At 37.9% G+C, this 23,228-nt stretch carries 32 protein-coding genes; 30 read left to right on the top strand and 2 right to left on the bottom strand.

Annotation, left to right across the window (positions count from 1 at the left end; translation table 11 throughout):
- Position 1 precedes the first annotated feature (1 nt).
- The 10 genes from DKK79_RS14475 (at position 2) to lysC (ending at position 5,444) form a co-directional block, all read left to right on the top strand.
- Positions 2-145: a hypothetical protein gene (locus DKK79_RS14475; protein ID WP_181415255.1), complete on the top strand. Its 144-nt coding sequence runs from the start codon at positions 2-4 to the stop codon at positions 143-145.
- An 89-nt stretch (positions 146-234) separates the two neighbouring features.
- A complete protein-coding gene (locus tag DKK79_RS06615) occupies positions 235-537 on the top strand; it encodes a hypothetical protein (RefSeq protein ID WP_110423408.1) in 303 nt (100 codons plus the stop codon).
- Between the two features lie 21 nt (positions 538-558).
- A complete protein-coding gene (locus DKK79_RS06610; protein WP_110423407.1) occupies positions 559-777 on the top strand; it encodes a DUF2732 family protein in 219 nt (72 codons plus the stop codon).
- Positions 777-983, top strand: coding sequence for a TraR/DksA C4-type zinc finger protein (locus tag DKK79_RS06605; protein ID WP_034882229.1), 207 nt, complete (start codon positions 777-779; stop codon positions 981-983). Before DKK79_RS06610 ends, DKK79_RS06605 begins: the two co-directional genes overlap by 1 nt.
- Positions 984-999: 16 nt before the next feature.
- Positions 1,000-3,171 (top strand): replication endonuclease, encoded by a 2,172-nt coding sequence (locus DKK79_RS06600; protein WP_110423406.1) that lies wholly within the window; start codon positions 1,000-1,002, stop codon positions 3,169-3,171.
- Positions 3,172-3,356: 185 nt separating this feature from the next.
- Positions 3,357-3,539 (top strand): hypothetical protein, encoded by a 183-nt coding sequence (locus DKK79_RS06595; RefSeq protein WP_034882231.1) that lies wholly within the window; start codon positions 3,357-3,359, stop codon positions 3,537-3,539.
- 682 nt (positions 3,540-4,221) lie between these two features.
- The gene (locus tag DKK79_RS06590; RefSeq protein ID WP_034882237.1) at positions 4,222-4,536 is read left to right on the top strand and encodes a phage holin family protein; all 315 of its coding nucleotides are present in this window, start codon (positions 4,222-4,224) and stop codon (positions 4,534-4,536) included.
- Positions 4,533-4,973, top strand: coding sequence for a D-Ala-D-Ala carboxypeptidase family metallohydrolase (locus tag DKK79_RS06585; protein WP_110423405.1), 441 nt, complete (start codon positions 4,533-4,535; stop codon positions 4,971-4,973). Before DKK79_RS06590 ends, DKK79_RS06585 begins: the two co-directional genes overlap by 4 nt.
- Positions 4,970-5,305, top strand: a complete 336-nt coding sequence (locus DKK79_RS06580) for a hypothetical protein (RefSeq protein WP_110423404.1) — start codon at positions 4,970-4,972, stop codon at positions 5,303-5,305. The genes DKK79_RS06585 and DKK79_RS06580 overlap by 4 nt, the downstream gene beginning before the upstream one ends.
- Positions 5,283-5,444 carry an Rz1-like lysis system protein LysC gene (lysC, locus tag DKK79_RS14470; RefSeq protein ID WP_181415254.1) on the top strand — a complete coding sequence of 54 codons (162 nt, stop codon included), beginning with the start codon at positions 5,283-5,285 and terminating at the stop codon, positions 5,442-5,444. Before DKK79_RS06580 ends, lysC begins: the two co-directional genes overlap by 23 nt.
- An 89-nt stretch (positions 5,445-5,533) precedes the next feature.
- On the opposite strand, the gene DKK79_RS06575 is transcribed toward lysC, so the two are convergent.
- On the bottom strand, positions 5,534-6,010 hold the full coding sequence (locus tag DKK79_RS06575; RefSeq protein ID WP_110423403.1) for a DUF2335 domain-containing protein: 477 nt from the start codon (positions 6,008-6,010) through the stop codon (positions 5,534-5,536).
- Positions 5,976-6,179 carry a hypothetical protein gene (locus tag DKK79_RS06570; RefSeq protein WP_034882247.1) on the bottom strand — a complete coding sequence of 68 codons (204 nt, stop codon included), beginning with the start codon at positions 6,177-6,179 and terminating at the stop codon, positions 5,976-5,978. Before DKK79_RS06570 ends, DKK79_RS06575 begins: the two co-directional genes overlap by 35 nt.
- 431 nt (positions 6,180-6,610) lie before the next feature.
- Here DKK79_RS06570 and DKK79_RS06565 point away from each other — a divergent pair, with 431 nt between their 5' ends.
- The 20 genes from DKK79_RS06565 (at position 6,611) to DKK79_RS06465 (ending at position 23,225) form a co-directional block, all read left to right on the top strand.
- Positions 6,611-6,814: a tail protein X gene (locus DKK79_RS06565; RefSeq protein WP_110423402.1), complete on the top strand. Its 204-nt coding sequence runs from the start codon at positions 6,611-6,613 to the stop codon at positions 6,812-6,814.
- A gap of 4 nt (positions 6,815-6,818) precedes the next feature.
- Positions 6,819-7,196, top strand: coding sequence for a putative holin (locus DKK79_RS06560; protein WP_034882252.1), 378 nt, complete (start codon positions 6,819-6,821; stop codon positions 7,194-7,196).
- Complete coding sequence (locus DKK79_RS06555; RefSeq protein ID WP_110423401.1) at positions 7,193-7,483, top strand: phage holin family protein; 291 nt, start codon at positions 7,193-7,195, stop codon at positions 7,481-7,483. Before DKK79_RS06560 ends, DKK79_RS06555 begins: the two co-directional genes overlap by 4 nt.
- Before the next feature lie 25 nt (positions 7,484-7,508).
- Entirely contained in the window at positions 7,509-7,943 is a 435-nt protein-coding gene (locus DKK79_RS06550; protein ID WP_110423400.1) for a phage tail protein, read from the top strand.
- A 766-nt stretch (positions 7,944-8,709) separates the two neighbouring features.
- Complete coding sequence (locus DKK79_RS06545; RefSeq protein WP_034882259.1) at positions 8,710-9,348, top strand: phage baseplate assembly protein V; 639 nt, start codon at positions 8,710-8,712, stop codon at positions 9,346-9,348.
- A complete protein-coding gene (locus DKK79_RS06540) occupies positions 9,345-9,698 on the top strand; it encodes a GPW/gp25 family protein (protein ID WP_034882260.1) in 354 nt (117 codons plus the stop codon). Before DKK79_RS06545 ends, DKK79_RS06540 begins: the two co-directional genes overlap by 4 nt.
- Positions 9,686-10,597 (top strand): baseplate J/gp47 family protein, encoded by a 912-nt coding sequence (locus DKK79_RS06535; RefSeq protein WP_110423399.1) that lies wholly within the window; start codon positions 9,686-9,688, stop codon positions 10,595-10,597. Before DKK79_RS06540 ends, DKK79_RS06535 begins: the two co-directional genes overlap by 13 nt.
- Complete coding sequence (locus tag DKK79_RS06530) at positions 10,587-11,192, top strand: phage tail protein I (protein WP_110423398.1); 606 nt, start codon at positions 10,587-10,589, stop codon at positions 11,190-11,192. Before DKK79_RS06535 ends, DKK79_RS06530 begins: the two co-directional genes overlap by 11 nt.
- On the top strand, positions 11,189-12,622 hold the full coding sequence (locus DKK79_RS14600; protein ID WP_110423397.1) for a phage tail protein: 1,434 nt from the start codon (positions 11,189-11,191) through the stop codon (positions 12,620-12,622). The genes DKK79_RS06530 and DKK79_RS14600 overlap by 4 nt, the downstream gene beginning before the upstream one ends.
- Before the next feature lie 17 nt (positions 12,623-12,639).
- Positions 12,640-13,245 carry a tail fiber assembly protein gene (locus DKK79_RS06520; RefSeq protein WP_110423396.1) on the top strand — a complete coding sequence of 202 codons (606 nt, stop codon included), beginning with the start codon at positions 12,640-12,642 and terminating at the stop codon, positions 13,243-13,245.
- 280 nt (positions 13,246-13,525) lie between these two features.
- The gene (locus DKK79_RS14595) at positions 13,526-14,908 is read left to right on the top strand and encodes a phage tail protein (RefSeq protein WP_220019047.1); all 1,383 of its coding nucleotides are present in this window, start codon (positions 13,526-13,528) and stop codon (positions 14,906-14,908) included.
- Positions 14,909-14,923: 15 nt separating this feature from the next.
- A complete protein-coding gene (locus DKK79_RS06505; protein ID WP_110423395.1) occupies positions 14,924-15,529 on the top strand; it encodes a tail fiber assembly protein in 606 nt (201 codons plus the stop codon).
- A gap of 317 nt (positions 15,530-15,846) precedes the next feature.
- The gene (locus DKK79_RS06500; RefSeq protein ID WP_181415253.1) at positions 15,847-17,406 is read left to right on the top strand and encodes a phage tail-collar fiber domain-containing protein; all 1,560 of its coding nucleotides are present in this window, start codon (positions 15,847-15,849) and stop codon (positions 17,404-17,406) included.
- A 15-nt stretch (positions 17,407-17,421) separates the two neighbouring features.
- Positions 17,422-18,030: a tail fiber assembly protein gene (locus DKK79_RS06495; RefSeq protein ID WP_110423393.1), complete on the top strand. Its 609-nt coding sequence runs from the start codon at positions 17,422-17,424 to the stop codon at positions 18,028-18,030.
- 210 nt (positions 18,031-18,240) lie between these two features.
- Positions 18,241-19,416 carry a phage tail sheath protein gene (locus DKK79_RS06490; RefSeq protein ID WP_110423392.1) on the top strand — a complete coding sequence of 392 codons (1,176 nt, stop codon included), beginning with the start codon at positions 18,241-18,243 and terminating at the stop codon, positions 19,414-19,416.
- A gap of 13 nt (positions 19,417-19,429) precedes the next feature.
- Entirely contained in the window at positions 19,430-19,942 is a 513-nt protein-coding gene (locus tag DKK79_RS06485) for a phage major tail tube protein (protein WP_110423391.1), read from the top strand.
- Positions 19,943-20,011: 69 nt separating this feature from the next.
- Positions 20,012-20,311, top strand: a complete 300-nt coding sequence (locus tag DKK79_RS06480; protein WP_110423390.1) for a phage tail assembly protein — start codon at positions 20,012-20,014, stop codon at positions 20,309-20,311.
- Between the two features lie 8 nt (positions 20,312-20,319).
- Positions 20,320-20,442: a GpE family phage tail protein gene (locus DKK79_RS06475; RefSeq protein WP_110423389.1), complete on the top strand. Its 123-nt coding sequence runs from the start codon at positions 20,320-20,322 to the stop codon at positions 20,440-20,442.
- Between the two features lie 139 nt (positions 20,443-20,581).
- Positions 20,582-22,786 carry a phage tail tape measure protein gene (locus DKK79_RS06470; RefSeq protein WP_110423388.1) on the top strand — a complete coding sequence of 735 codons (2,205 nt, stop codon included), beginning with the start codon at positions 20,582-20,584 and terminating at the stop codon, positions 22,784-22,786.
- Between the two features lies 1 nt (position 22,787).
- Entirely contained in the window at positions 22,788-23,225 is a 438-nt protein-coding gene (locus DKK79_RS06465; protein WP_110423387.1) for a phage tail protein, read from the top strand.
- Positions 23,226-23,228: the final 3 nt, after the last annotated feature.

The raw sequence follows: 23,228 nt of genomic DNA, 5'->3' as shown, positions 1-23,228 counted from the left end.
TATGAAACGATCTATCTATTTAAGTCAAAAAACGACCACTGAACCAGTAGTTATTTTAATTGCAACCAATAGACATAATCCTAATGGTTGGATAGAAAAAAGTAACGGTAAAGCCATTAAATTATGGCCAGTTAAGCGTCGCTAAAACTAACTTATTTCAATTTAAATGCCTTTGGCTTTTTCGAAAGACATGGCTCTTTTTTGGATCTCACGACAGTCAAGGTAGGAGTAGCGATGAATAATATTGAGCGGTCTCGTCAACTTGAACATATCAGGCGGTTATATCAACTGATTCATGGCCATCGAAGTTTGGTGCGCAGTAATTTTAATCGGTTAAAACCCGGACAAAAAAGGTTGTTATTAGCCGCCGCGGGTATAACACCTTTATATGCAGGATTCTCATCTTCAGCGCGTAACCTTAATTATGATCTGCTGAATGATGAGGAAATAGACCGTTTAGAAATCGGACTTCGCCGTTTGCAATCCATCGTTGATGTTTTTGCCCACTGCGAGCCTCAAGATTTTACCAAACAATAATAACTAACCAGATGAGGAAATATGATGTATTTAAACAATATCACTCAAAGTAAATTACAAGATTTAACCGAGCAAATTAAACAAGAAACCGAGCAACGACTTTGTGATCGCTATATCAGCCGTTTAATGCAATTAGGCGGACATATTGTTGATAAAGGTTTAACCGCAAGCGAAGTAAATGAACTCCTTTATCAAGAAGGGCAAAAGCTTCGTAACCAAAGCTATGAGACTGAAGCCTAATGCGAGATATTATAGACCAAGCTAATGATTTGGCTCAACTTGAACTGGATAATCTACTTGCTAATCGCCAAGTTTTTAAGGGTGAATCAGCAAAAGATTGTATAGAGTGTGGTGAGCCAATCCCAGAAAAACGCCGACAATTGTTAAAAGGTTGTCAACTGTGCGTGGATTGTCAAAATCTAAAAGAACAGTTTGCTAAACGATAATTGCGACCGAGAATTTATGACTAGCCAATGCCAATCTTTCTCCTTGCCGGCTATTCCCGCTAAACATAAACACTCTTTATTATTAGCGATGCGTGATTACTATGAAAATATTGGCCAATATAAAGCGAATAAAAAAATAGTAAGAACGCCAATAGCACAATATGATTGTGGAAAAAAAATGCCACAATCTTTAAGCTATAATGAAATTAAATTGTGGCAAATAGATCAGGAAGACCACCCATTTCGTGCGCAATATTTTGCTGATTTGCCTGATTTTTTAGCCGGTTATTTTGCCGATAAATATATTCATCTGTTGCGAAAGGAGGGCCGCAAAGCCGCCAATAGTTTTTTACGGCAAACTTTGGGTGGTAATATTCAATCACGGTTATCACAAGTCAAAGCTCGTTATCAAGCTGTTAGCCTTAGTGCCTTAGCGATTAATTTTGCTGATGAATTTGCTCAATTAGCGACTTTAGGCACTAAAAAGTTGGCCAATTTAAGTGTTGAAATAAGTAATTATCTGAATAAACACATTCAACATTGCCTTGCAGATCAGGACTTTTGCTTAACTGCTAATCATATTGAAAGCGATAGTTTGGAGCAGAAACTTTATCGTTGCGTTTTAAAAGAATTAAGCGGTATTAACATTCCCCCACCCTATTTGAATGATTTTAACCATAATAAATTAACCAACGAAAATTGCATTAAGGCATTGGCTAAAATAACCAATCATGAATGGTGGCAGCGTAAATTAAAGACGCGTCGAGATTTTGAGCATGAGCATTTAGCCATTGCTGTAGGTCAAGTACAAAAAAAGGCCTCGCCGTATGCTAGCCGTAGCTGTCAAATGGAGTGGAAGGAGCAAAAGCGTCGCAATCAAAAATATCTTGAAAAGATGATGATTGAAAATCAAGATACTGGCGAACAAATTCCTCTTGATTTGCAAGTGTATAAATCAATTGCGAATCCGGCTATCAGACGAGTAGAACTGATGACACGAATGCGAGGTTTTGAGGATTTGGCCGATGAGCTAGGTTACCAAGGCGCATTTATAACCTTAACGGCTCCCGCCAAATATCACAGCGCGCATGCCAAAGGCGGTTTTGTCGAAAATTGGCAGGGCAACACACCTCGAGAAACACAAGCTTATTTATGCAAAGTCTGGTCACGTATTCGCGCTAAATTAAATCGTGAACATATTCAATTTTTCGGCTTTCGGGTTGCCGAACCCCATCATGATGGTACACCTCATTGGCATATTTTAATTTTTATGCGCCCAGAAGATATCCAAAAGGCTTTTTACACTATGTGGATCTATGCCATGGATGAAGATGGCGAGGAACAAGGTGCCGCCATCAATCGCTTTGAATTTAAGGATATCGATAAACAAAGAGGATCGGCAACCGGTTATATCGCCAAATATATTGCCAAAAACATTGATGGATATGCGCTCGAAAATGAAATAGATACCCAAACTGGCGAAAACTTAAAAGCGTCATCGAAAGCGATCACCGCTTGGGCTAGTCGCTGGAAGATTCGTCAATTTCAACAATTGGGTGGCGCACCTGTCAGTGTTTGGCGAGAACTACGGCGTTTAAAAAGCAAAAAAGTGACTGATGATATTATCGATCCGGTATTAGCCTCAGCTGATATTGGGGATTGGGCAGCTTATACCGCGCATCAAGGAGGACCATTAGTCAAACGTAAAGACCTTAAAGTCCGCCTGGCTTATGAAGATAAGCTGAATCAATATGAGGAGATCATCAAAAAAATAAAAGGCATCTATGCGCCAATTCATGGGATTGCATCGACTATTTACACCAGATTAACTAAATGGCGGTTAGTACCCAAGAGTAGCCTAAATAATGTAAAGGCCAATCAAGCATCACCATTGCGGGCGGAACGCACGCCTTGGAGTTCTGTCAATAACTGTACGGTTACTAATGATTGTGAACAACAAAGGCGAATCATCAAACAACAACTGAAAATTATCGGCTTAGCGGATAATGATTTCAATGTGAATCGCCTCTATTTAAGGGAGAGTATTAAAATCAACCCATGCCAGCATTTGATGCTAACCGACAGGCTCGATGGGCTGCATTTAATAATTAGTAACCATTCTGTCAAAAACCACTGTATCGACAGCCAAAAAATACCGCCAAAAAGGTTATATAAACATGAATTTTAATCTATCAAAAAAGAGCGTTTAGATGATGGTTATTGAGTGCACAAATCAAAAAAATAAGCTAATAAAATCAATGAATAAAGATTATTTATGATCTTAACTAATCTTTAAAAAAAAGGACTTGATCGAATTATTAATTACTATATACTGTATATAAAAACAGTAATACGGTGATAGAGGTGAATAAAATGGATGAATTAGAAAAAATCAAAATAATTGAACGAGCTGAATTACTTTCTCGCATAATTACCGAATATATACATTTAAGAGAAAATGATAAGGACATAATATTGTTCTGGTTCCGCGATTTGCTCGAACCTTTAAAAGAACAGTTACCTCATAACTCTATTGAAAAACGAAATAATTCTTAACATTTTGGGATAGTTGACAATAATTCATGCCCCACTCATCTATAATCATCAACTATCCCCCCATTTCTCTGCATAACCGTCTAAGGATTTTGAGAATAAGGTTTTCAATCGCCAAATAACCCATCTTTAAGTCATTAGCCAATAATTGCCTGGTCATGTAGTTACTGCCGCTAATTAACTTTCCATTCGCATTATTGCTATCCACTTTTTAAAGTGAGTTAACGTTTTAAATCCATAATAAATAAACGGTATTCATTGTCGAACGGCAAACAACAAATCATCATTAAAAGACAATAATAACGTCATGATTATTATTGATTTTTTAAAGTTGTTTTTTAGCCATTTAAGGCCTAATAATTAGGTTTAGCAAGCAAAATACTGTATAATTACACAGTTAAAAATCACTTGATTCTACAAAATTTTAAGAGAAAAAAGGATAAAAGTATGGCAAGAAAAAAAACTATTGTATTAAATTATGATCTGAAGGATGGTTACCATTATTACCAATACGAAATTATCGCCCATAAATGTCGTGATTAATCATAAATTCTCAATCATAGCAAACGGCTTGATTTAAAAGCTAAATTCACCAATAACGGCTTAATTCACTAACCCAAATGGCTACCAAGCTGTAAAATTTTAAACCATATCTTGGTGGCCATGTCTATTTTGAGAATCAATTATGCCAATTAAAGATCCTGATAATGTAAACTGGTATGTGGTCATTTATTTGTTCATCATCACCGCGCTCGGTTCATTAGCCAATTACTTTTATAACGTTTTAAAAGGCAATAAATTTCGTATTGGTACCCTAATCGCCCAGATGTTAATTTCAGCTTTTGCTGGGGCACTGGCTATTTTAGCCGCAAGTTATTTTGATTGGCGATTTGAATTAGCGGGAGGAATAGCGGGCCTAGCAGGTTGGTCTGGCGCAACATTAATTAAAACTCTGGAAGAAAAATTAATTAAACATGCTAAAGGAGATAAACAACAATGAAATTAACCAAACATTTCTCATTAGAGGAATTTAGCTGTTCAACTACCGCAAAACGGTTAAAAATCGAGAATAAAATTCCCGATCACTTGATGGCAAATATTCAATTTACCGCCAACAAACTTGAATTAGTCAGGAAAGTTTTAGCCCATCCAATCATCATCACATCAGGCTATCGTTGCCCGGCTCTCAATACTCAGGTAGGCGGTTCGCCAACTAGCGCGCATACCAAAGGTCTCGCTGTTGATTTTCATTGTGCCTATGGTGATCCTAAACAAATCTGTCAACGTCTAATCACTAGTGGTATCGAATTTGACAAACTTATACAAGAGCATAATCAATGGGTTCATATCCAATTCAACACCACAGGTCATCACCAACAGGTCCTTACGGCTATTAAACAAAACGGCAAAACTATTTATTTACCAGGATTAGTATGAATAAAACTAACTTCACAATCGCTTTCGCGTTTATCTTACTCATTTATATTATTGGCGATTTGCTGCATGATAAACAATCAGCACGAAATGAAGTGCAGCAATTATCTGAAAAATTAGGCCAATTAGAGCAAACAATTTTGAGGAACAATCAACTTATTGCCGACAATGAGCAAAATAAACAGTCATTAGAGAGCCAATCATTGCAAAATCAGGAGCAAATTCATGGTCAACTCAAAGATAATTATTGCGCTAACCAGCTGGTGCCTATGCCTATCTCTGGTAGCTTGTACAACCGAGCGAAAAGTCTTCGTGACGCAACCAATACCCGCTAATTTACTCAATAATTGTCAGCCAAATTTACCGCCTAAGCCAATGACTTTTGGTGATAGCTTAAAATACAATGAACATTTATTGAATGTCATTGAAAAATGCAATGCGGATAAACAAACTATTCGCGAGATTAATCATTAAATTTCAATTTAAATAAAACCGATGAGAGTCGGTTTTAACCTTAATTTCTTTATTTTAAAGAAGAATTTTTAGAGGAATAAATAAAAAGGTTACTCTTTATTATTAGTTTTACCTTTGAGATATGCGGCAATTAGTCCAGCAATATTGATACCAACTGCTGCAGCTCCAAATATTTCATAACCACAAAAAGTAGCGACAACACCTGTTGCAATAATAAGGAAACTCAAAATAAATGCCATCCATTGAGCACGTTTATCACTTTTTATTGCGCCATCAATAGATTTATTATCAATACTATGCCGATGATCTTGTTCCTTAACGAAATGTTCAAAGATCACTTTTGAAAATGAAGGATCGATTTCATCATATTTTTTTAATATATCAGGATGAGGAAGTGGACCTTTATAAGATTCAACTTTATGGATAACGGTTTGCTGTATTAAAGGACTTTCAAATAGTTGATCTAATATCTCGGGATTTTTTTTGATAGCTTTTTCTATCTCCAGAACAACTTCTGAAGATAGCACTTTATTAGTAGGAACATTTTCGTTTTTTTTCTGACTCATAAAGCTCTAAAGCTCTCCTTAAATCTGCAGCTACTTTATTTATATCTGTCTGTGTAGCATTATTATAATTAGATTTATCAACCGAAGTATAAGAGCGATAATCTGTTTTAGGATTTAAATTCATAATACTTCCCGCTGAACGAGAAAAATTTCTACAAGCAAAAGCCATGAATATATCTCCAAATATAAATATATAAAAACACACTAACGATTTTTCGTACGTACGATGACTTGATTATAATTACCTAATGGTAAATAGTAAAGACCTAAAGGTCATATAATAAGGTTAGCCATTTTCTAATAATTATCAGATGTTTTGTATTAATATTATAACTACTTGAGTTAATAGCTTATTGTATCAAATCTATTATAGATCATATTGTATTTCAATTTGTCACAATTTTAGTTAATTGCCTAAAAATCAGTTAACAACGACCATAATATCAAATAACTATTTATAAAGAGTGACCCTCACACCTCGGCGGTTCAATGGTTTTAAGCGATTCGACACCTTTGTCTACCGCCGAGCCCTATTTTATTGATAAATCGGCGATGTCGCGGTTAACAATAAGTCAATAATCAACTTTGGAGTAATTGAAAATGATCGTCTATACCATGCAAAATGAAACCATTGATGCGCTAGCCTATCGAGTTTTTGGCAGAACGGCAGGCATTGTGGAAATAATTTATCAAAATAATCCAAAACTATGTGAGCTACCGGCAATATTACCTATGGGTACCGAGGTCAATGTACCGGAAATGGTAGCCGAAAAAACTAAAAATACCATCAATTTATGGGACTAACTTAATGACAGAACCCACCAGTTTAACTTTTACCGCTGTTTTTAGTGCTTTTTCAGTATCAATGATTTATCCCAACATCGAAAACGGCATTATTTTAGGTGCACTTTGTGGTTCGATTCTATTAGTCATTAGTGAAGAACGCATCTCGGTTTTACGTCGTATCATCCTATTTTTTATCTCATTTGCTATGGGATTGCTGTTAGCTGAAATGACACTCTACTTATTGATACCCATTTTTCCAATCAGCATACAAAACAAAATCCCACTTGGTTTAGGCGCCTTAGTTTCCTCGGCAATAAGTGTTAAATTGTTACTTTGGTTGATTAAAAAATTTGATGATCCAACTGAATTATTCGATATTTTCAAGGGTAAAAAATCATGATAACCACCACCCTCAATGCTATTTTTTGTTTAATGATTGCTGTGCGATTATTTACCTTTGACCACCACAATTCTCGCTACAAAGTTGTATACAGTTGGTTAGCATGGTTAATGATTGTCTCGAGTGTCGCCGTTTGCTTATTTACTTTTTTCAATCTATCACATCGTGCTTATCTGGCGCAGATCGTGATGAATCTAACACTATTACTCTGCTTATTAAAAAGTAAAGGAAATATCGGTACGCTTTGCCGAAAACCAAAATCGAGCCAAAAAAGAAAATCATCATGATTATTCACAACATTAAAGGATTTGTATGAAAAAAATTAATCAATTAAAGCAATTTTTACTTGAACGTAATCTGCTTAATAACAGTACAGCAAGCTCCCATCAATTTACCATCAAAGACGGTTTTATTGAGCCCTTCTCTGTCGACAATTTGGGATTCCAATACCATTTCACTTTGACGATAAGTTTAAGCGCTTATTGCTATCCTTTTAATGAGTTAATCGCTAGCATTGTCAGTTGGATACAAAGTAATCAACCAGAGGCATTGATTAACACCCATTCTCGTCAACAAGCAATTAAGTTTAATGTGGAAAATATCACTGACAACCAATGTGATTTAACCATTGAATTAAAAATATCGGAACGGGTCAAGGCGACAAAAAAACAAGATAATCTGGAATTTGATTCATTATCAGATCGCCAAATTCTGCAAGAACCGTTAGAAAAGTATAGCCATAAATAACTTTTACTTGGCTTAACCAATAAAAATGGCTGAGATTAATATTTTAAATTAGCTGTTTAAAAGATGATTTTAGGGGGTACAAACCCGGTTCTTCAACTATTTCAAAGGTTAAAAAGTGCTCTCCTCAAAATTTTAACTAAAAATTGATTGACTATCAAACGTCTAGTTAATAATTGCAGATTATAACCATGGTTCTAAACTTCTGTTTGATAGAGCAACTAGCACAATATTTAGATAAACCATTGAATTCTAATAAACAAGATATGATCTGGTTAAAAACGCTTATTGAGGTAGTTATTATCTATTTAAAATGGATTAGTTGAATTTAACTAACCCATTTTACTAATCGAAAACTAACGCTTAAAATCGACAAAACTAAATTAGCCATAATAAGACATTAAAAATAGAACGAGCGAACTTAATACAGCCTACACGGCAGTGAACCCGAGAGGGCGAGGAATACAATACTCGTAAGATTTCTAAACTACCTACACGGCAGTGAACTAGAACAATATATACTATAAACTCTGTTAGCAAAAAGGCAAAGTGCTATTTGGCTTTTAAAAACCCTTTTTTTAAACACTTAATTAATGTGTTGATTTTATTGTTATTGTTATTTTAACAAAAAAAAGGGTAGCTAGAAAGTTAATGCTCGCATTATTCCAACCACACTCTGTTCTAACTTAACTCTTTGAAAATTTGTAAGCCTAATCGCTACAACTAAGCTTACTTTATTTTTATTTGATAAAATTTCATTATAGGCATTATGAAAAATTATCATCCCGCCGACTTAGTCGACATTCTACGAAAAATTGAAAACCTGATTCGCCCTGGCGTTGTTTATCAAACCAATGGTGATCGGGTTAAAGTCCGTACCGGTGAATTAATTACCGCGTGGTTACCTTGGTTCACCCATCGTGCTGGTAAAAGCCGTACATGGTGGCGGCCATCAATTGGTGAGCAGGTATTTATTTTAAGCCCTAATGGTAACTTAGCGTTAGGTTGCGTATTACCGAGTATATTCAGTGATGCCAATCCCGCTCCTGCTAAATCTGAAGATGGTTATTTGGTGACCTTTCCTGACGGTGCCTCATTTGAATATGAACCAGAAACCAGTCAATTAACCATTAAAGGGATCAAAACCGCTATCATTGAAGCCAGTGAACAAATTACGGCTAAAGCGGGTAGCAAAATTCAACTTGATACCCCATTAGTTGAATGTAGCGATCATGTAACATTCAAATCATTCAGTGCTAGTGGTGGCGGCGCCAAAGGTAGTACCGGCACATTAACCGGTAATGTGATCCACACTCAAGGACAATTATCATCAAACGGTATTGTATTAGATTCTCACACCCACAGCGGCGTTAAAGCTGGTGGCGATTCAACAGGAAAACCGCAATGAGTTATATTGGCATGAATAGCAAATCAGGACGAACAATTACCGATATGGACCATATCAATCAGTCCATTAAAGATATTCTCACCACACCGATTGGTTCGAGAATTGAGCGACGTAATTATGGTTCGTTACTGTTTTTACTTTTAGACAACCCAAATACAGAAGCAACTAAACTACGTGTGATTTCGGCTACGGTATTGGCACTTACTCAATGGGAACCACGAATAAAACTTGATACGGTCGATGTGTTCCCTGATAAAGAAAAATTAACCTTACAAATAACCGGTTCACGGATAGACAAACCGAACCAAACCTTTAATAGCGAAATCGAGGTAGCAACATGGCAGCATTAACCGACCTTTCAAAATTACCCTCCCCAAATGTAATTGAATCCCTAGATTTTGAAGAGATCTTTAACCGCCGCAAAGCCAAATTCATTTCACTTTATAGTGAGCAAGAACAGGAAGAAGTTGCCAAAACATTACAATTTGAAAGTGAGCCGATTGTCAAACTGTTACAAGAGAGCAGCTATTATGAACTGATTTTACGGCAACGAATCAACGAAGCCTCGCAAGCATTAATGATTGCCCATGCTAAAGATCAGGATTTAGATAATCTAGGCGCCAACTTCAATGTTTATCGTCTAACCGTGCAAGCTGCAGACAATAGTGTCGTTCCGGCTATCAAAGAAATTAAAGAAGCCGATAGTGACTTTAGAGTCCGCATTCAATCAGCTTTTGAAGGATTATCGGTTGCCGGACCGCGCGCGGCATATGAGTTTTTTGCCCGTAGTGCTGATGGAAGAGTCTTAGACGCGGCAGCTGAAAGCCCTTCCCCCGCCTGTGTTACTCTCGCAATTTTAGCTCGGGATAATAATGGTATTGCCTCGGATGAGTTGATTGAAATTGTCAAAAAAGCGGTCAATCAAGATGATCGTCGACCGATTGCCGACAGGGTGACCGTTAAATCAGTCGAATTAATTGACTACCAAATTAAAGCGAAACTTTACTTATATCCAGGTCCCGAGTCAGAACCGATTAAAAAAACTGCCATGGATAATTTACAAGCTTACATTAGCGAAAAACATCGAATTGGCCGAAGAATTAGCCGAAGTGCTATCATCTCAGCGTTACATGTGGTTGGCGTACAACGCGTTGAACTCCAAGAACCGGCACAAGATATTATCATCAACCGGGAACAAGCTAGTTATTGTTCAGACTATCAAGTTGAGGTAGCAGGTTATGGCGAATAAAACGCTACTCCCCCCTACAGCTACCAAACTGGAGAAAAAACTTTCACAAGCGATTGCTTGTGAGCCACCAATACCGTTACGCTCACTTTGGGATCCGCAAACTAGTCCTTACGAATTACTTCCCTATCTGGCATGGCAATATAGTGTAGACCGTTGGGATGAAAATTGGTCTGAGGAGATCAAACGTAAAGTCATCGCCGAAGCCTTTGAAATCCATAAGCTCAAAGGCACCAAAGAGGCAATTCGTCGGGCTGTCGAGCCATTTGGTTTCTTAATCAAGATTACCGAGTGGTGGCAAAACAATCAAACGCCTGGCTCTTTTGGGCTGGAAATTGGCGTATTAGATAAAGGCATTACCGAAGAGTCTTATAACGAACTTAGCCGTATCATTGATGATGTCAAACCGGTATCACGTCAACTAACCGGATTGGCTATCCAGCTCGTATCTAAAGGTTCATTAACCATGGGAGCCAGTAGCTATGATGGTAATACTTTAGATATCTACCCTTATATTGCTGAAACTGTCGCTACTCAATCTGAAAGCCATTCGGGCGCAACTATTCATTTAATCGATACAATGAGCATAAAACCATGAATCAAACATATTTCACCGTCTTAACCAAACAAGGCGCGGCATTATTAGCCAATGCCACGGCACTTGGCATTCCTCTTAAAATAACACAAATGGCAATTGGTGATGGCAATGGTAACATTCCTAAACCCAATGCCAGCCAAACCCAATTAGTACACGAAGTCAGACGTGCCGCTGTCAACACACTATTTGTCGACCAAGAAAACCCCAATCAAATTATTGCCGAACAGATCATTCCTGAGAGCGAGGGTGGCTGGTTTATTCATGAGATTGGTCTATTTGATGATCACGGTAATCTGATCGCCGTGGGTAACTGCCCATCAACCTACAAACCTAAATTAGCTGAAGGCAGTGGCCGAACGCAAGTAATTAGAATGGTCATTATTGTCGACAACACCCAATCTGTCGAATTGAAAATCGATCCAGCCGTTGTCTTGGCCACGCGGCAATACACGAATGACCAGATTACCGCCAAAATGACAGCTCATGAAAAATCAACCAACCATCCAACAGCGACAACATCATCCAAAGGCTTTGTGCAATTAAACTCGGCCACTGATTCAACAATTGAAAGCCAAGCAGCCACCCCCAAAGCGGTTCATGATACTTTTGAATATGTTCGATTTACTGACCAAAAAGCGCAGTCAGCCTTTGACCATGCCAGTAATGCACATAACAGAATAACTGATGTCAATAATGTTCTTTCAAATGTAACTGACCGGTTACGCACTCCAGATTTTGAATCAGAATTATTTTCTGCAGATAAACGATACCTATTTGTTGTACGCAATGACGGAGTTGCTGGGGTATATAATACCTATAAAAACGATTTTTCATGGTTTTTTAATTCCGATGGATGGTGTGGAGGATTTATTGAAGCTCCTCGTGTGGGTGGCTTAGATCAGTTTGTTAGAGACAGAACTCCTCCGGTAGGCGTGCCATTACCTTGGCCACAAGTCTATCCTCCTGCTGGCTATTTTGAATGTAATGGCTCGACATTTAACAGAGATCACTTTCCTAAACTCGCTGCTGCTTATCCATCAGGAAAATTACCCGATTTACGCGGTGAATTTATTCGTGGGTGGGATAACGCTCGTGGCGCAGATCCATATCGTGTCATTTTAGACTGGCAGGCTCCACAAATTTCAGCGCATCGCCATGTTGAGGGATGGGGTGAACATTCAACGCATTTTACTGATTGGCAGAGAGAACACTACGCACCATTTGGCTCAACCGGATTAGGCGGAGTATGGGGCGGCGCGTACAATAATGATTTTGATAATGCACTATTGTACACGAACGATGGTACCAACGGCAGTATATCAACATCAAGGGGCTACACCGATTGGCGCAATCTAAACCCTGATGGATTGGTCGGCAATGAAACTCGCCCTCGCAACGTCGCATTTATGTATATCGTTAAAGCAGAATAATAAAGGAAAGAGAAAAAATGAAATATCAATTACAACCAGTATCAGCCGTATTAAATAAAAATGGTCTAACCATCAGCGCCGGTTGGGCGATTGCTTATCATGTTGATGCAAAGGGTGAATTTTCACAAGCTACCTATCAATATTTACCTGTTGGCGTTGGCTTACCTGCTCATGCTTACTTAGAAGCCCCGAAAAACGTTCAAGATAATCAAGCCATCATCCACAATGGCCAACAGTGGACCTACCCTAAAGACTTACGCGGCACCACGATCTACTCTACCGAAACAGGCGCGGAAACGACTATGCAAGAGGTTGGTGACATTCCAGAAGGTTATACCACATTAAAACCAAATAGTGAATTTGACAAATGGGATGGTAAAAAATGGCAATTAGATAAAAATAAACAGCACCAATCGCAAATCAACCAAGCGACAACTCAAAAAAATCAACTCATTTCAGAAGCAACATCACAAATCAATTATTTACAAGATGCTGTTGATTCGCAAATCGCCAGCGAACAAGAAATTCAATTACTCGCTGAATGGAAAAAATACCGCGCACTAGTCAATCGCATTGATGTACAAAAAGCACCAAATATCGACTGGCCAAAACAGCCTAAATAGCGTTAATAGATAAACAAAAACCTTGGTCTTGTCACCAAGGTTCTATTAATAATTTATCATTTCACTAAACCTCACCTACGCCACTTGTAACCTCGTTTATTACATATCCATTTATTACCTCACTTCATTAGATTATGTCACTATCGTGAGTAAACCATTTTATGAAATGCAAATCGCATGCAGTTTATAAAATATTCAAAAACTAGACATGACAACCGACACTAATAACGCATTCAATTGCCTTATGAGCGATTCGAATTTTTATTTATAGGATACAAATATGAGTCAAAAATTTTGTACATTAATAACCGAGCATGGCGCCGCCTTACTGGCAAATGCTACTGCTTTAGGTGTTCCGCTCAAATTAACTAAAATGGGGGTTGGTGATGGCAATGGTGATGCAACCACGCCAAATGCTGCTCAAACCCACCTTATTCATGAAGTCTATCAAGCACAAATCAATACTTTAACCACAGACGCAAATAATCCAAAGCAAATTATTGCTGAATTAATCATTCCGGAACACCAAGGGGGATGGTTTATTAATGAAATCGGCTTATATGATGAGAACAATACCTTAATTGCGGTCGGTAACTGCCCAGCTACCTATAAACCTCAATTGCCTGAAGGTTGTGGCCGTACCCAAGTAATCCGCATGATTGTTGCAGTAGATAATGCAAGTGTAGTTGAACTAAAAATTGATCCGGCTGTAGTATTAGCCTCGCGTCAATATGTAGATAATTTAATTATCAACAAACTGGCAATCCATGAAAAATCAACTAATCATCCCAATGCCACTACTTCTTCAAAAGGTTTTGTGCAATTAAACTCGGCAACCAATTCAACAATTGAAAGCCAAGCGGCAACCCCCAAAGCGGTTCGTGATGCTTATGAATATGCTCGATATTCTGACCAAAAAGCACAGGCTGCCTATGACCATGCAAGCGCCGCGCATAATCGAATTGATCCAATTGTAGATAAGTTCCGAATGTCCGAATTTGAATCGCAGGTATATTCGGGAGACAAAAGACATATATTTGTTGTACGTAATGATGGAATTTCCGGAGTATATAATACCTATAAAAACGAATTTTCTTGGCATATCAATCATGATGGCTGGATAGCTGGTTATATTGGATCAGAGAGAGTTTTTGGATTGAATGAATTTGTTAAAGAACGTGTTTTACCTGTTGGGATTCCGCAACCTTGGCCTAGTGACCATCTACCTGCCGGTTGGCTCGAGTGTAATGGTTCACCATTTGATGTTAATCAATTTCCTAAATTAGCAGCCGTCTATCCGTGGGGAACCTTACCGGATTTACGCGGGTTATTTATTCGAGGGAAAGATAACGGTCGAGGATTAGACCCTAACAGAGGTATTTTAAGTTTTCAGGATGATGCAATAAGAAATATATATGGGGAAGTTTGGCCGATATCTCATGGGAGAATAAAAAACACCAACACCATTTTTAATGGTGCATTTAGCGAAACTCGGCGTAATACCGAAACCATCGGGTTAAAATACGCCAAAGGAACCATAACTGAATTTACCTCAATCTTACCGCGTCCGGGATTTTATTTTGATGCATCGCGTGTAGTCCCTGTTTCACATGACAACCATCCGCGCAATGTCGCATTTATATACATAGTTAAAGCAGAATAATTAGGAGAACCAATAATGAAATATGAATTACAACCAGCATCAGCCGTATTAAATAAAAATGGTCTAACCATTAAAGCCGGTTGGGCAATTATTTATAATGTTGATACAAAGTGTGAATTTTTACAAGCCACCTATCAATATTTACCTGTTGGCGTTGGCTTACCTGCTCATGCTTACTTAGAAGCCCCGAAAAACGTGCAAGACAATCAAGCCATCATCCACAATGGCCAACAATGGACCTACCCTACAGATTTACGCGGCACCAAGATCTACTCTACTGAAACTGGCGCAGAAACGATTATGCAAGAGGTTGGCGAGATTCCTGAAGGTTACACCACCATAAAGCCTAGCAGTGAATTCGACAGCTGGGACGGGGAAAAATGGGTATTAGATACTGAAAAACAGCATCAAAATGACATCGATGAAGCAACATCACAGAAAAAACAATTATTAAGTAAAGCAACCGAACAAATCAGTTATTTACAAGATGCGGTTGATTTACAAATCGCCACTGAACAAGAAACTCAATTACTCGCCGAATGGAAAAAATACCGCGCACTACTAAATCGCATTGATGTACAACAAGCACCAAATATCGACTGGCCAAAACAGCCTAAATAACGTTAATTGATAAAAACCTTGGTTTAAACTGAAGTGCCCCCCAGTAATTGGTTGTCCAACTATTGGGGGCACTTCAGTTTTTATTAATTGTTTATTTTTTCAAAGAACCTCTCCTACCCCACTTGTAATCTTGTTTATTACATATCCATTCATTAACTCACTTCTTTAGATTATGTCACTATCGTTAGCAAGCCATTTTATGAATAAAAGTCATATGACTTAATAAAGGATAGATAAACTGGCTTCTTAAAACCAAACAAGTAGCTCATTCGATCGCCTTAATGGCGATTCGAATTTTTATTTATAGGAATGAAAATATGAGTCAAAAATATTATACTCTAATTACCCAACAAGGTGCTGCATTACTGGCGAATGCGACCGCTTCAGGTATACCACTGAAATTAAATAAGATGGGAGTTGGCGATGGTAATGGTAACGCAACTACACCAAATGCCAATCAAAGCAAATTAGTTCATGAAGTCTATCAAGCACCCATTAACTCATTAACCATTGATGAAAATAATACAAATCAAATTATTGCCGAATTAATTATTCCGGAAAATCAAGGAGGATGGTTTATTCATGAAATTGGCTTATATGATGAGAATAACAACTTAGTTGCGGTGGGTAATTGCCCGGCTACCTATAAACCACAATTATCCGAAGGTAGTGGGCGAACGCAAGTCATTCGCATCATTATCATCGTTGATAACACTGATGCCATTGCCTTGAAAATTGACCCAGCAGTAATATTAGCCACTCGTCAATATGTTGATAATTTAATTACCGCTAGAATGACGGCTCATGAAAAATCAACCAATCACCCGACTGCGACCACTTCATCGAAAGGATTTGTGCAATTAAATTCCGCCACTGATTTAACCATTGAAAACCAAGCAGCAACCCCATTAGCAGTCAAAAAAGTAAATGAAGCTGTCAAAAGAGTGGATGAGAAAGTCACAAAAGTAGATGAGAAAGTAAAAATTGTGAATGATATAGCTATGGCGGCAGTTAAACGTTCAGGCGATGATATAACTGGTGAGTTGAAAATAAAAGGTCACCCCGTATTAACTAAATATTCTTACGGAATTGGCTTTTCACATGTTCTAGGCAATGAATCCATAGATGAGTCTAAGAACCAGTATAGTGGTTTTTTATTCACTCAACAACAATCACAAGGGTGTAAACCATTCGATTATAGCCATGTAATGCGATCATTTGTTGGTGATTCATTTGGTGATATTGCCATTGATGTTTTAAGTAAGCGAGTTAAATACAGGGGTGTTATAACTTATGAACAAAACCCAAGTTATACTGGCGATTATAGTTGGAATGAATTTATCACCACAGCCAATGTTTCTAATTATATTCCTATCGGTGTGCCTTTACCATGGCCGAATACTCAACCTCCTGCTGGTTGGCTAGAATGTAATGGTTCAACGTTTAATAAAAATCAATTTCCCAAACTCGCTGCTGCTTATCCATCAGGAAAATTACCCGATTTACGCGGTGAATTTATTCGTGGGTGGGATAACGCTCGTGGCGCAGATCCATATCGGGTCATTTTAGCCTGGCAGGCTCCACAAATTTCAGCGCATCGCCATGTTGAGGGATGGGGTGAACATTCAACGCATTTTACTGATTGGCAGAAAGAACACTACGCACCATTTGGCTCAACCGGATTAGGCGGAGTATGGGGCGGCGCGTACAATAACGATTTTGATAATGCACTATTGTACACGAACGATGGTACCAACGGCAGTATATCAACATCAAGGGGCTACACCGATTGGCGCAATTTAAACCCTGATGGATTGGTCGGCAATGAAACTCGACCTCGCAACGTCGCATTTATGTATATCGTTAAAGCAGAATAATTAGGAGAACAAATAATGAAATATGAATTACAGCCAGCATCAGCCGTATTAGATAAAAATGGTTTAACCATCTCCGCCGGTTGGGCAATTATTTATAATGTTGACACCAAAGGTGAATTTTCACAAGCTACCTATCAATATTTACCTGTTGGCGTTGGCTTACCGGCTCATGCTTACCTTGAAGCCCCGAAAAACGTGCAAGACAATCAAGCCATCATCCATAATGGCCAACAATGGACCTACCCTAAAGACTTACGCGGTACCACGATCTACTCTACCGAAACTGGCGCAGAAACGACTATGCAAGAGGTTGGTGACATTCCAGAAGGTTATACCACCTTAAAACCAGGTAGTGAATTTGACAAATGGGATGGTAAAAAATGGCAATTAGATAAAAATAAACAGCACCAATCGCAAGTTAACCAAGCGACAACTCAAAAAAAACAACTCATTTCGGAAGCAACCTCACAAATCAGTTATTTACAAGATGCAGTTGATTCGCAAATCGCCAGCGAACAAGAAATTCAATTACTCGCTGAATGGAAAAAATACCGCGCACTAGTCAATCGCATTGATGTACAACAAGCACCAAATATCGACTGCCCAGATATGCCAAATAGCTAATTTCAATATTAATGACTGTCATTTACTTATCTGATTTCCAGTAATAAATGACAGTTTTTTGTCTGTTATATCTATCTAATCTGATAAACATTTCCGCTATAAATTGTAACAAATTTCGCTACAAATCCAATCACTAACCACTTTGTATTAAATATGCAAATATTGCCATGTACTTTAACTTTACAATATGTAAACCACAACGGAGAACTTATGGCTAACGATTATCATCACGGCGTCCGAGTCATCGAAATCAATGAAGGTTCACGCTCTATCAGAACAGTATCAACCGCTGTTATTGGTATTGTTTGTACTGGCGATGATGCCGATGCGACGCAATTTCCACTTAACACCCCTGTTTTAATTACCAATGTCAATAGCGCAATCGGTAAAGCTGGCTCAACAGGTACACTAAAACCAACGCTAGAAGCGATTGCCGATCAGTGTTCACCAGTGATTGTTGCTGTTCGTGTTGAGACAGGTGCAACTGTTGCAGAAACAGAAGCAAATATCATTGGTACCACCACTGAAGATGGCAAATATACAGGTATGAAAGCGCTACTTTCAGCACAAACGCAATTGAAAGTAAAACCACGTATTTTAGGTGTACCTGGTTATGACTCATTACCTGTTGCAACAGCACTAGTTTCATTAGCACAAAAATTACGTGCCTTTTGTTATGTATCGGCTTACGGCGCTAAAACCAAAGAACAAGCAGTACTTTATCGCGATAAATTAGGTGCGCGTGAAGCAATGGTAATTTGGCCTGATTTTGTCGGTTTCGATGCTACACAAAAACAAAATGTCACTTTAGCTGCAACGGCTAGAGCGTTAGGTCTACGTGCCCAAATCGACCAAAAAGTTGGCTGGCATAAAACATTATCAAATGTTCCTGTCAATGGCGTCACTGGCATTTCTAACGATGTATTTTGGGATTTGCAAGAAGAAAGCTCAGATTCAAATTACTTAAACGAGCACGATGTAACAACTTTAATTTGCAATCAAGGATATCGCTTCTGGGGATCTCGCACTTGCTCAGCGGATACATTATTTGCATTTGAAAACTACACACGTACCGCTCAAGTTTTAGCTGATACTATCGCTGAAGCTCAATTCCAATTAGTTGATGCTCCAATGCATGCCTCATTAATTAAAGATTTAATTGAATCAATCAATAACAAATTCCGTGAATTAAAATCTAACGGCTACATTGTTGATGGTAAAGCATGGTTTGACCCTGAAGCTAATACCCCAGACATTCTAAAAGCAGGTAAATTATATATTGATTATGATTACACACCTGTCCCGCCTCTCGAAAATCTTATGTTACGCCAACGCATTACCGATAAATATTTGGTTGAGCTGGCTAATTCAGTCGCCACTAACTAAGGAGAACAATTAAATGGCTCTACCTAAAAAACTCAAATACTTCAACGTCTACGTTAACGGAACCTCTTTTGCTGGTGAAGTCGAATCATTCACACCACCCAAATTAACCCGCAAATTTGAAAACTATCGCGGTGCCGGTATGCCAGGCAGTGTACCAATCGACATGGGATATGAAGATGATGCATTAAATGTTGAATGGACAATCGGTGGCTTAGCTCACGAAGTGCTAAAACAGCATGGTGGCTTACTCAATGGTGTTACATTACGTTTTGCTGGTGCTTACCAAAAAGATGATAGTGAAGATTTTATTAAAGTCGAAATCATCGTTAACGGACGCCATAAAGAACAAGACCGTGGTGAACTTAAACAAGGTGAAAGCAACTCAACCAAAATTACTACGCAATGTACTTATTATAAAGAGATCATCGACAACGAAGAAATTACTGAAATCGACCTAATCAACATGATCGACAAAGTAAACGGAAAAGATCGTCTATCAAAAGCACGTAGTGCAATTGGATTATAACAATTAATTTAATCCTAATTAATCATTTAAATAAAAAAGCCCGCAAGGGCTTCTTACGAGGGGAAACAAATGACAAGCAGCAAAAAAATCACATTAAAAAATGGAATTAAATCAGGTAAAACCACCATAACCGAATTTACTATTCGCAAACCAGTAACTGGTGATTTACGTGGTGTAAAATTACTCGAATTTATTGATTTAGATATCGACTCATTAGCAAAAGTATTACCACGCATTACCACACCATCAATTGCAGAACATGAAGTATATACTTTAGATTTAATTGACTTGTCGGAAATCACCAAAGAGGTAATCAATTTTTTGTCCCCGAACTCGAACGATGCCAACAAGGAATCCCTAACCGAGTAGAAGAGGCAATGGCAGATATTGCACTAATCTTTCATTGGCAACCGTCTGCCATGGATGAATTAAACTTATCTGAACTTATGGAGTGGCGAGAGCATGCTCGCGTCAGAAACGGTACCAATAATCAACAATAATCAGGGAGTGAATTATTAAAAATAAGGTACCGTTTGACGCCATTGATTATTAAATAATTTAAAAAACGAATTAGTACTTAATCAATGCGCCCAACATAAACATCATTAATCAAAATCAGAAAATAAAAGTTTATTAATTATGGCCAACGAAAATAACAGAAATTCAGAAGATGAAGAAAAAACAAGTTCGCAAAGTGAAAAACTAAAAGAGTTTGGCACAAATCTTGGTAAACCAATATTAAGTTCGGTTGAATCCTTTATAGAACTTGAACAGGCTATGAATAAAGTTGCTAGGCAAGTTAAAGGGCTATATGACCTACAAGGCAAACCAACTAAATTATTTGACAGCATGAAAGAACAAATTCAATCACTAAGTCAACAAATACCAACTGCCAAAGGAGCATTAGATATTGCTGAACAGGTAGAATCCAATGCCAAATTAGGCCTAACTAAACAAAGCGATCCTATAAGCGAACAACACAAACAACTACTAAACTTTACTAAAATCTCAGCAATTTCAGCCAATGCCTTTGGCTTACCGGCAAATGAGTTAGCCTCAGATCTGAGTGAAATTGCCAAATTATTCAATATTCCAATAGAAAATATTGAAAACTTAGCCGACACCATTAATTATCTTAGTGATAACACCGATGCTAATGTAGCAGATATCATAAGCTCACTAAAAAGTATGGATGATATTGCTGATAAACTCGATTTCAAACAAGTTATGGCATTAAATTCGGCATTCTTAAACCTAAATATAAAACCAGATGGTGCGATTGCCGCCACCAATGCTATCGTCAACAGTTTATCAAAAGCGACAACGCAATCGGAGCAATTCCAACAAACGTTACAATCACTTGGATTTGATGCCACACAAATAGAAAAAAATATGTCAATCGATGCCATTGACACAATACAAAAAGTACTAACAACCATTAAACAACAGAATACAACCCAACAAACAGAAATCCTTAGTCAGTTATTTGGTAGCGAACAGGCGCAAAACACCGGCAAACTTACCAATAATTTGCCTTTACTCACCCAACAACAATCAGTAATTAATAACCCCAATGCCATGGGTTCTTTACAAATAAAAGCCGATATTGACAGTAAAAGTTTTGCGTCACAATTTGAAATATTAAAAGCCACACTAACTAATATCTCAAGTTCTATGGGTGGATCCATGCAAGGACCAATAGCTAGTGCAATGCCATGGTTAACCGAGCTAACAGCAAGTACTCAGCAATGGGTAAAAAACCACCCTACTTTTGTTGCTACCTTTATGGAAATAATTTCAATCAGCTCCATGGCAAGTACAGCATTAGGTACATTAGGCGACATTCCTATCAAAGGCGTAATCAATGCATTTAAAAGTTTAGGCACAGTTATCACAACAGTTAGTCAAGCATTTTCACTTAGCACTATCGGCCTTGTTGTTATGGCCATCGCTGCTTCCGCACTGCTGATTCGCAAATTCTGGGAACCAATTAGCGCATTCTTCACTGGTTTCTGGCAAGGACTTACCAATGAAATACAGCCAGTTATTGATGCCTTCTCATCCTTAGGACCAGTATTCACAACGATAGGTGATGCAATAGGTGGAGTAATCAACTGGTTTAGTGAATTATTATCACCAATGAAACTCACAGATGAACAGTTTGAAAGCTGTAAATCGGCCGGAACCTCTTTTGGTTCTGTTGTGGGAAGTATCCTTATGGCACCAATCAGACTCTTTGAAAGTCTTTCAAAAATAGTCGGTGAGACATGGGATCTTATTATGTCATTACCTGAAAAAATAAAAGAACTACCTGAAAAAATAGGACAAATTTTTACTGGTGAAAATGGATTATTTAATAAGTTTTTAAAAATAGGCGGAGATATTATCGACGGAATAATAAACGGTATCAAAAATGCCTGGAACAGCTTAAAGGAAAGTATATGTAATCTTGGAAGTAACATTTGCAGTTGGTTCAAATCAAAACTTGGCATTAAATCACCATCGACAGTCTTTAAAGAATTTGGTGTTAACACCATTGAAGGCTATCAAAATGGGGTTGATGAAACGCAAGATACCGCTTTAGACTCAATGAGTAAATTTGCTGATAAAGTTAGTACCAAGGCGCCGCAGATTCCAACCAATACCGCAAATAATATACCAAATGCTAATAGCAATTCAGCGATTAACACTATTCAAGGTGGAACATCACAATATTACATTACCATCAATGCCGCACCAGGTATGAATGAAGAAGAAATCGCTAGAGTCATCACTCAAGAACTCGATCGTCGAGAACAACAACAATTATTTCAAATTAGAAGCAGCTTAAGGGATATCTACTAAAATGATGATGTGTTACGGCTTTTTTGTTTTCAGCTTAAAAACATTACCCTACCAAGAAATGACATTAAACAAAAGTTGGAACTGGGCAAGCAATAATAGGGTCAACAAACGTTCAGCATTACAGTTCACCGGCCCAAATAACGAAACCATTACCTTATCGGGTTCAGTATTCAGCGAATTAACCCATGGTAGAGTCAGCATTGAAGTCTTAGAACGTATGGCATATTTATCTGTACCACTGCCGCTTATTCAAGGCGATGGGGTACCGCTTGGCTTTTTTGTATTAAATGGTGTCGAAAGAAAATACACCGAACTCGATCGTCACGGCGCTCCACGAAAAATCAACTTCACCATAAAACTAACTAAAGTTGACATTTCAGACTTCTTTGATGAAGGGATAATCAAAGATATTATTGATATTATTGATATTATTATATAGGTA

The organism is Gilliamella apicola (genome assembly GCF_003202915.1).
Classification (GTDB): domain Bacteria; phylum Pseudomonadota; class Gammaproteobacteria; order Enterobacterales; family Orbaceae; genus Gilliamella; species Gilliamella apicola_Q.
The sequence above is the reverse complement of the archived record's forward strand: the minus strand, read 5'-3'. Positions and strand labels throughout refer to the sequence as shown.

Bases quoted from the DNA above. Each gene is read 5' to 3' on its own strand.
- DKK79_RS06585 (WP_110423405.1), top strand. From the start codon at position 4,533: ATGAAATTAACCAAACATTTCTCATTAGAGGAATTTAGCTGTTCAACT.
- DKK79_RS06500 (WP_181415253.1), top strand. From the start codon at position 15,847: ATGAGTCAAAAATATTATACTCTAATTACCCAACAAGGTGCTGCATTA.
- DKK79_RS06560 (WP_034882252.1), top strand. From the start codon at position 6,819: ATGACAGAACCCACCAGTTTAACTTTTACCGCTGTTTTTAGTGCTTTT.
- DKK79_RS06465 (WP_110423387.1), top strand. From the start codon at position 22,788: ATGATGATGTGTTACGGCTTTTTTGTTTTCAGCTTAAAAACATTACCC.
- DKK79_RS06605 (WP_034882229.1), top strand. From the start codon at position 777: ATGCGAGATATTATAGACCAAGCTAATGATTTGGCTCAACTTGAACTG.
- DKK79_RS06590 (WP_034882237.1), top strand. From the start codon at position 4,222: ATGCCAATTAAAGATCCTGATAATGTAAACTGGTATGTGGTCATTTAT.
- DKK79_RS06610 (WP_110423407.1), top strand. From the start codon at position 559: ATGATGTATTTAAACAATATCACTCAAAGTAAATTACAAGATTTAACC.
- DKK79_RS06530 (WP_110423398.1), top strand. From the start codon at position 10,587: ATGGCGAATAAAACGCTACTCCCCCCTACAGCTACCAAACTGGAGAAA.
- DKK79_RS06545 (WP_034882259.1), top strand. From the start codon at position 8,710: ATGAAAAATTATCATCCCGCCGACTTAGTCGACATTCTACGAAAAATT.
- DKK79_RS06540 (WP_034882260.1), top strand. From the start codon at position 9,345: ATGAGTTATATTGGCATGAATAGCAAATCAGGACGAACAATTACCGAT.
- DKK79_RS06550 (WP_110423400.1), top strand. From the start codon at position 7,509: ATGAAAAAAATTAATCAATTAAAGCAATTTTTACTTGAACGTAATCTG.
- DKK79_RS06555 (WP_110423401.1), top strand. From the start codon at position 7,193: ATGATAACCACCACCCTCAATGCTATTTTTTGTTTAATGATTGCTGTG.
- DKK79_RS06615 (WP_110423408.1), top strand. From the start codon at position 235: ATGAATAATATTGAGCGGTCTCGTCAACTTGAACATATCAGGCGGTTA.
- DKK79_RS14595 (WP_220019047.1), top strand. From the start codon at position 13,526: ATGAGTCAAAAATTTTGTACATTAATAACCGAGCATGGCGCCGCCTTA.
- DKK79_RS06580 (WP_110423404.1), top strand. From the start codon at position 4,970: ATGAATAAAACTAACTTCACAATCGCTTTCGCGTTTATCTTACTCATT.
- DKK79_RS06480 (WP_110423390.1), top strand. From the start codon at position 20,012: ATGACAAGCAGCAAAAAAATCACATTAAAAAATGGAATTAAATCAGGT.
- DKK79_RS06520 (WP_110423396.1), top strand. From the start codon at position 12,640: ATGAAATATCAATTACAACCAGTATCAGCCGTATTAAATAAAAATGGT.
- DKK79_RS06565 (WP_110423402.1), top strand. From the start codon at position 6,611: ATGATCGTCTATACCATGCAAAATGAAACCATTGATGCGCTAGCCTAT.
- DKK79_RS14600 (WP_110423397.1), top strand. From the start codon at position 11,189: ATGAATCAAACATATTTCACCGTCTTAACCAAACAAGGCGCGGCATTA.
- DKK79_RS06495 (WP_110423393.1), top strand. From the start codon at position 17,422: ATGAAATATGAATTACAGCCAGCATCAGCCGTATTAGATAAAAATGGT.
- DKK79_RS06490 (WP_110423392.1), top strand. From the start codon at position 18,241: ATGGCTAACGATTATCATCACGGCGTCCGAGTCATCGAAATCAATGAA.
- DKK79_RS06535 (WP_110423399.1), top strand. From the start codon at position 9,686: ATGGCAGCATTAACCGACCTTTCAAAATTACCCTCCCCAAATGTAATT.
- DKK79_RS06475 (WP_110423389.1), top strand. From the start codon at position 20,320: ATGGCAGATATTGCACTAATCTTTCATTGGCAACCGTCTGCCATGGAT.
- DKK79_RS06485 (WP_110423391.1), top strand. From the start codon at position 19,430: ATGGCTCTACCTAAAAAACTCAAATACTTCAACGTCTACGTTAACGGA.
- DKK79_RS06600 (WP_110423406.1), top strand. From the start codon at position 1,000: ATGACTAGCCAATGCCAATCTTTCTCCTTGCCGGCTATTCCCGCTAAA.
- DKK79_RS06505 (WP_110423395.1), top strand. From the start codon at position 14,924: ATGAAATATGAATTACAACCAGCATCAGCCGTATTAAATAAAAATGGT.
- DKK79_RS14475 (WP_181415255.1), top strand. From the start codon at position 2: ATGAAACGATCTATCTATTTAAGTCAAAAAACGACCACTGAACCAGTA.
- DKK79_RS06570 (WP_034882247.1), bottom strand. From the start codon at position 6,179: ATGGCTTTTGCTTGTAGAAATTTTTCTCGTTCAGCGGGAAGTATTATG.
- DKK79_RS06470 (WP_110423388.1), top strand. From the start codon at position 20,582: ATGGCCAACGAAAATAACAGAAATTCAGAAGATGAAGAAAAAACAAGT.
- DKK79_RS06595 (WP_034882231.1), top strand. From the start codon at position 3,357: ATGGATGAATTAGAAAAAATCAAAATAATTGAACGAGCTGAATTACTT.
- DKK79_RS06575 (WP_110423403.1), bottom strand. From the start codon at position 6,010: ATGAGTCAGAAAAAAAACGAAAATGTTCCTACTAATAAAGTGCTATCT.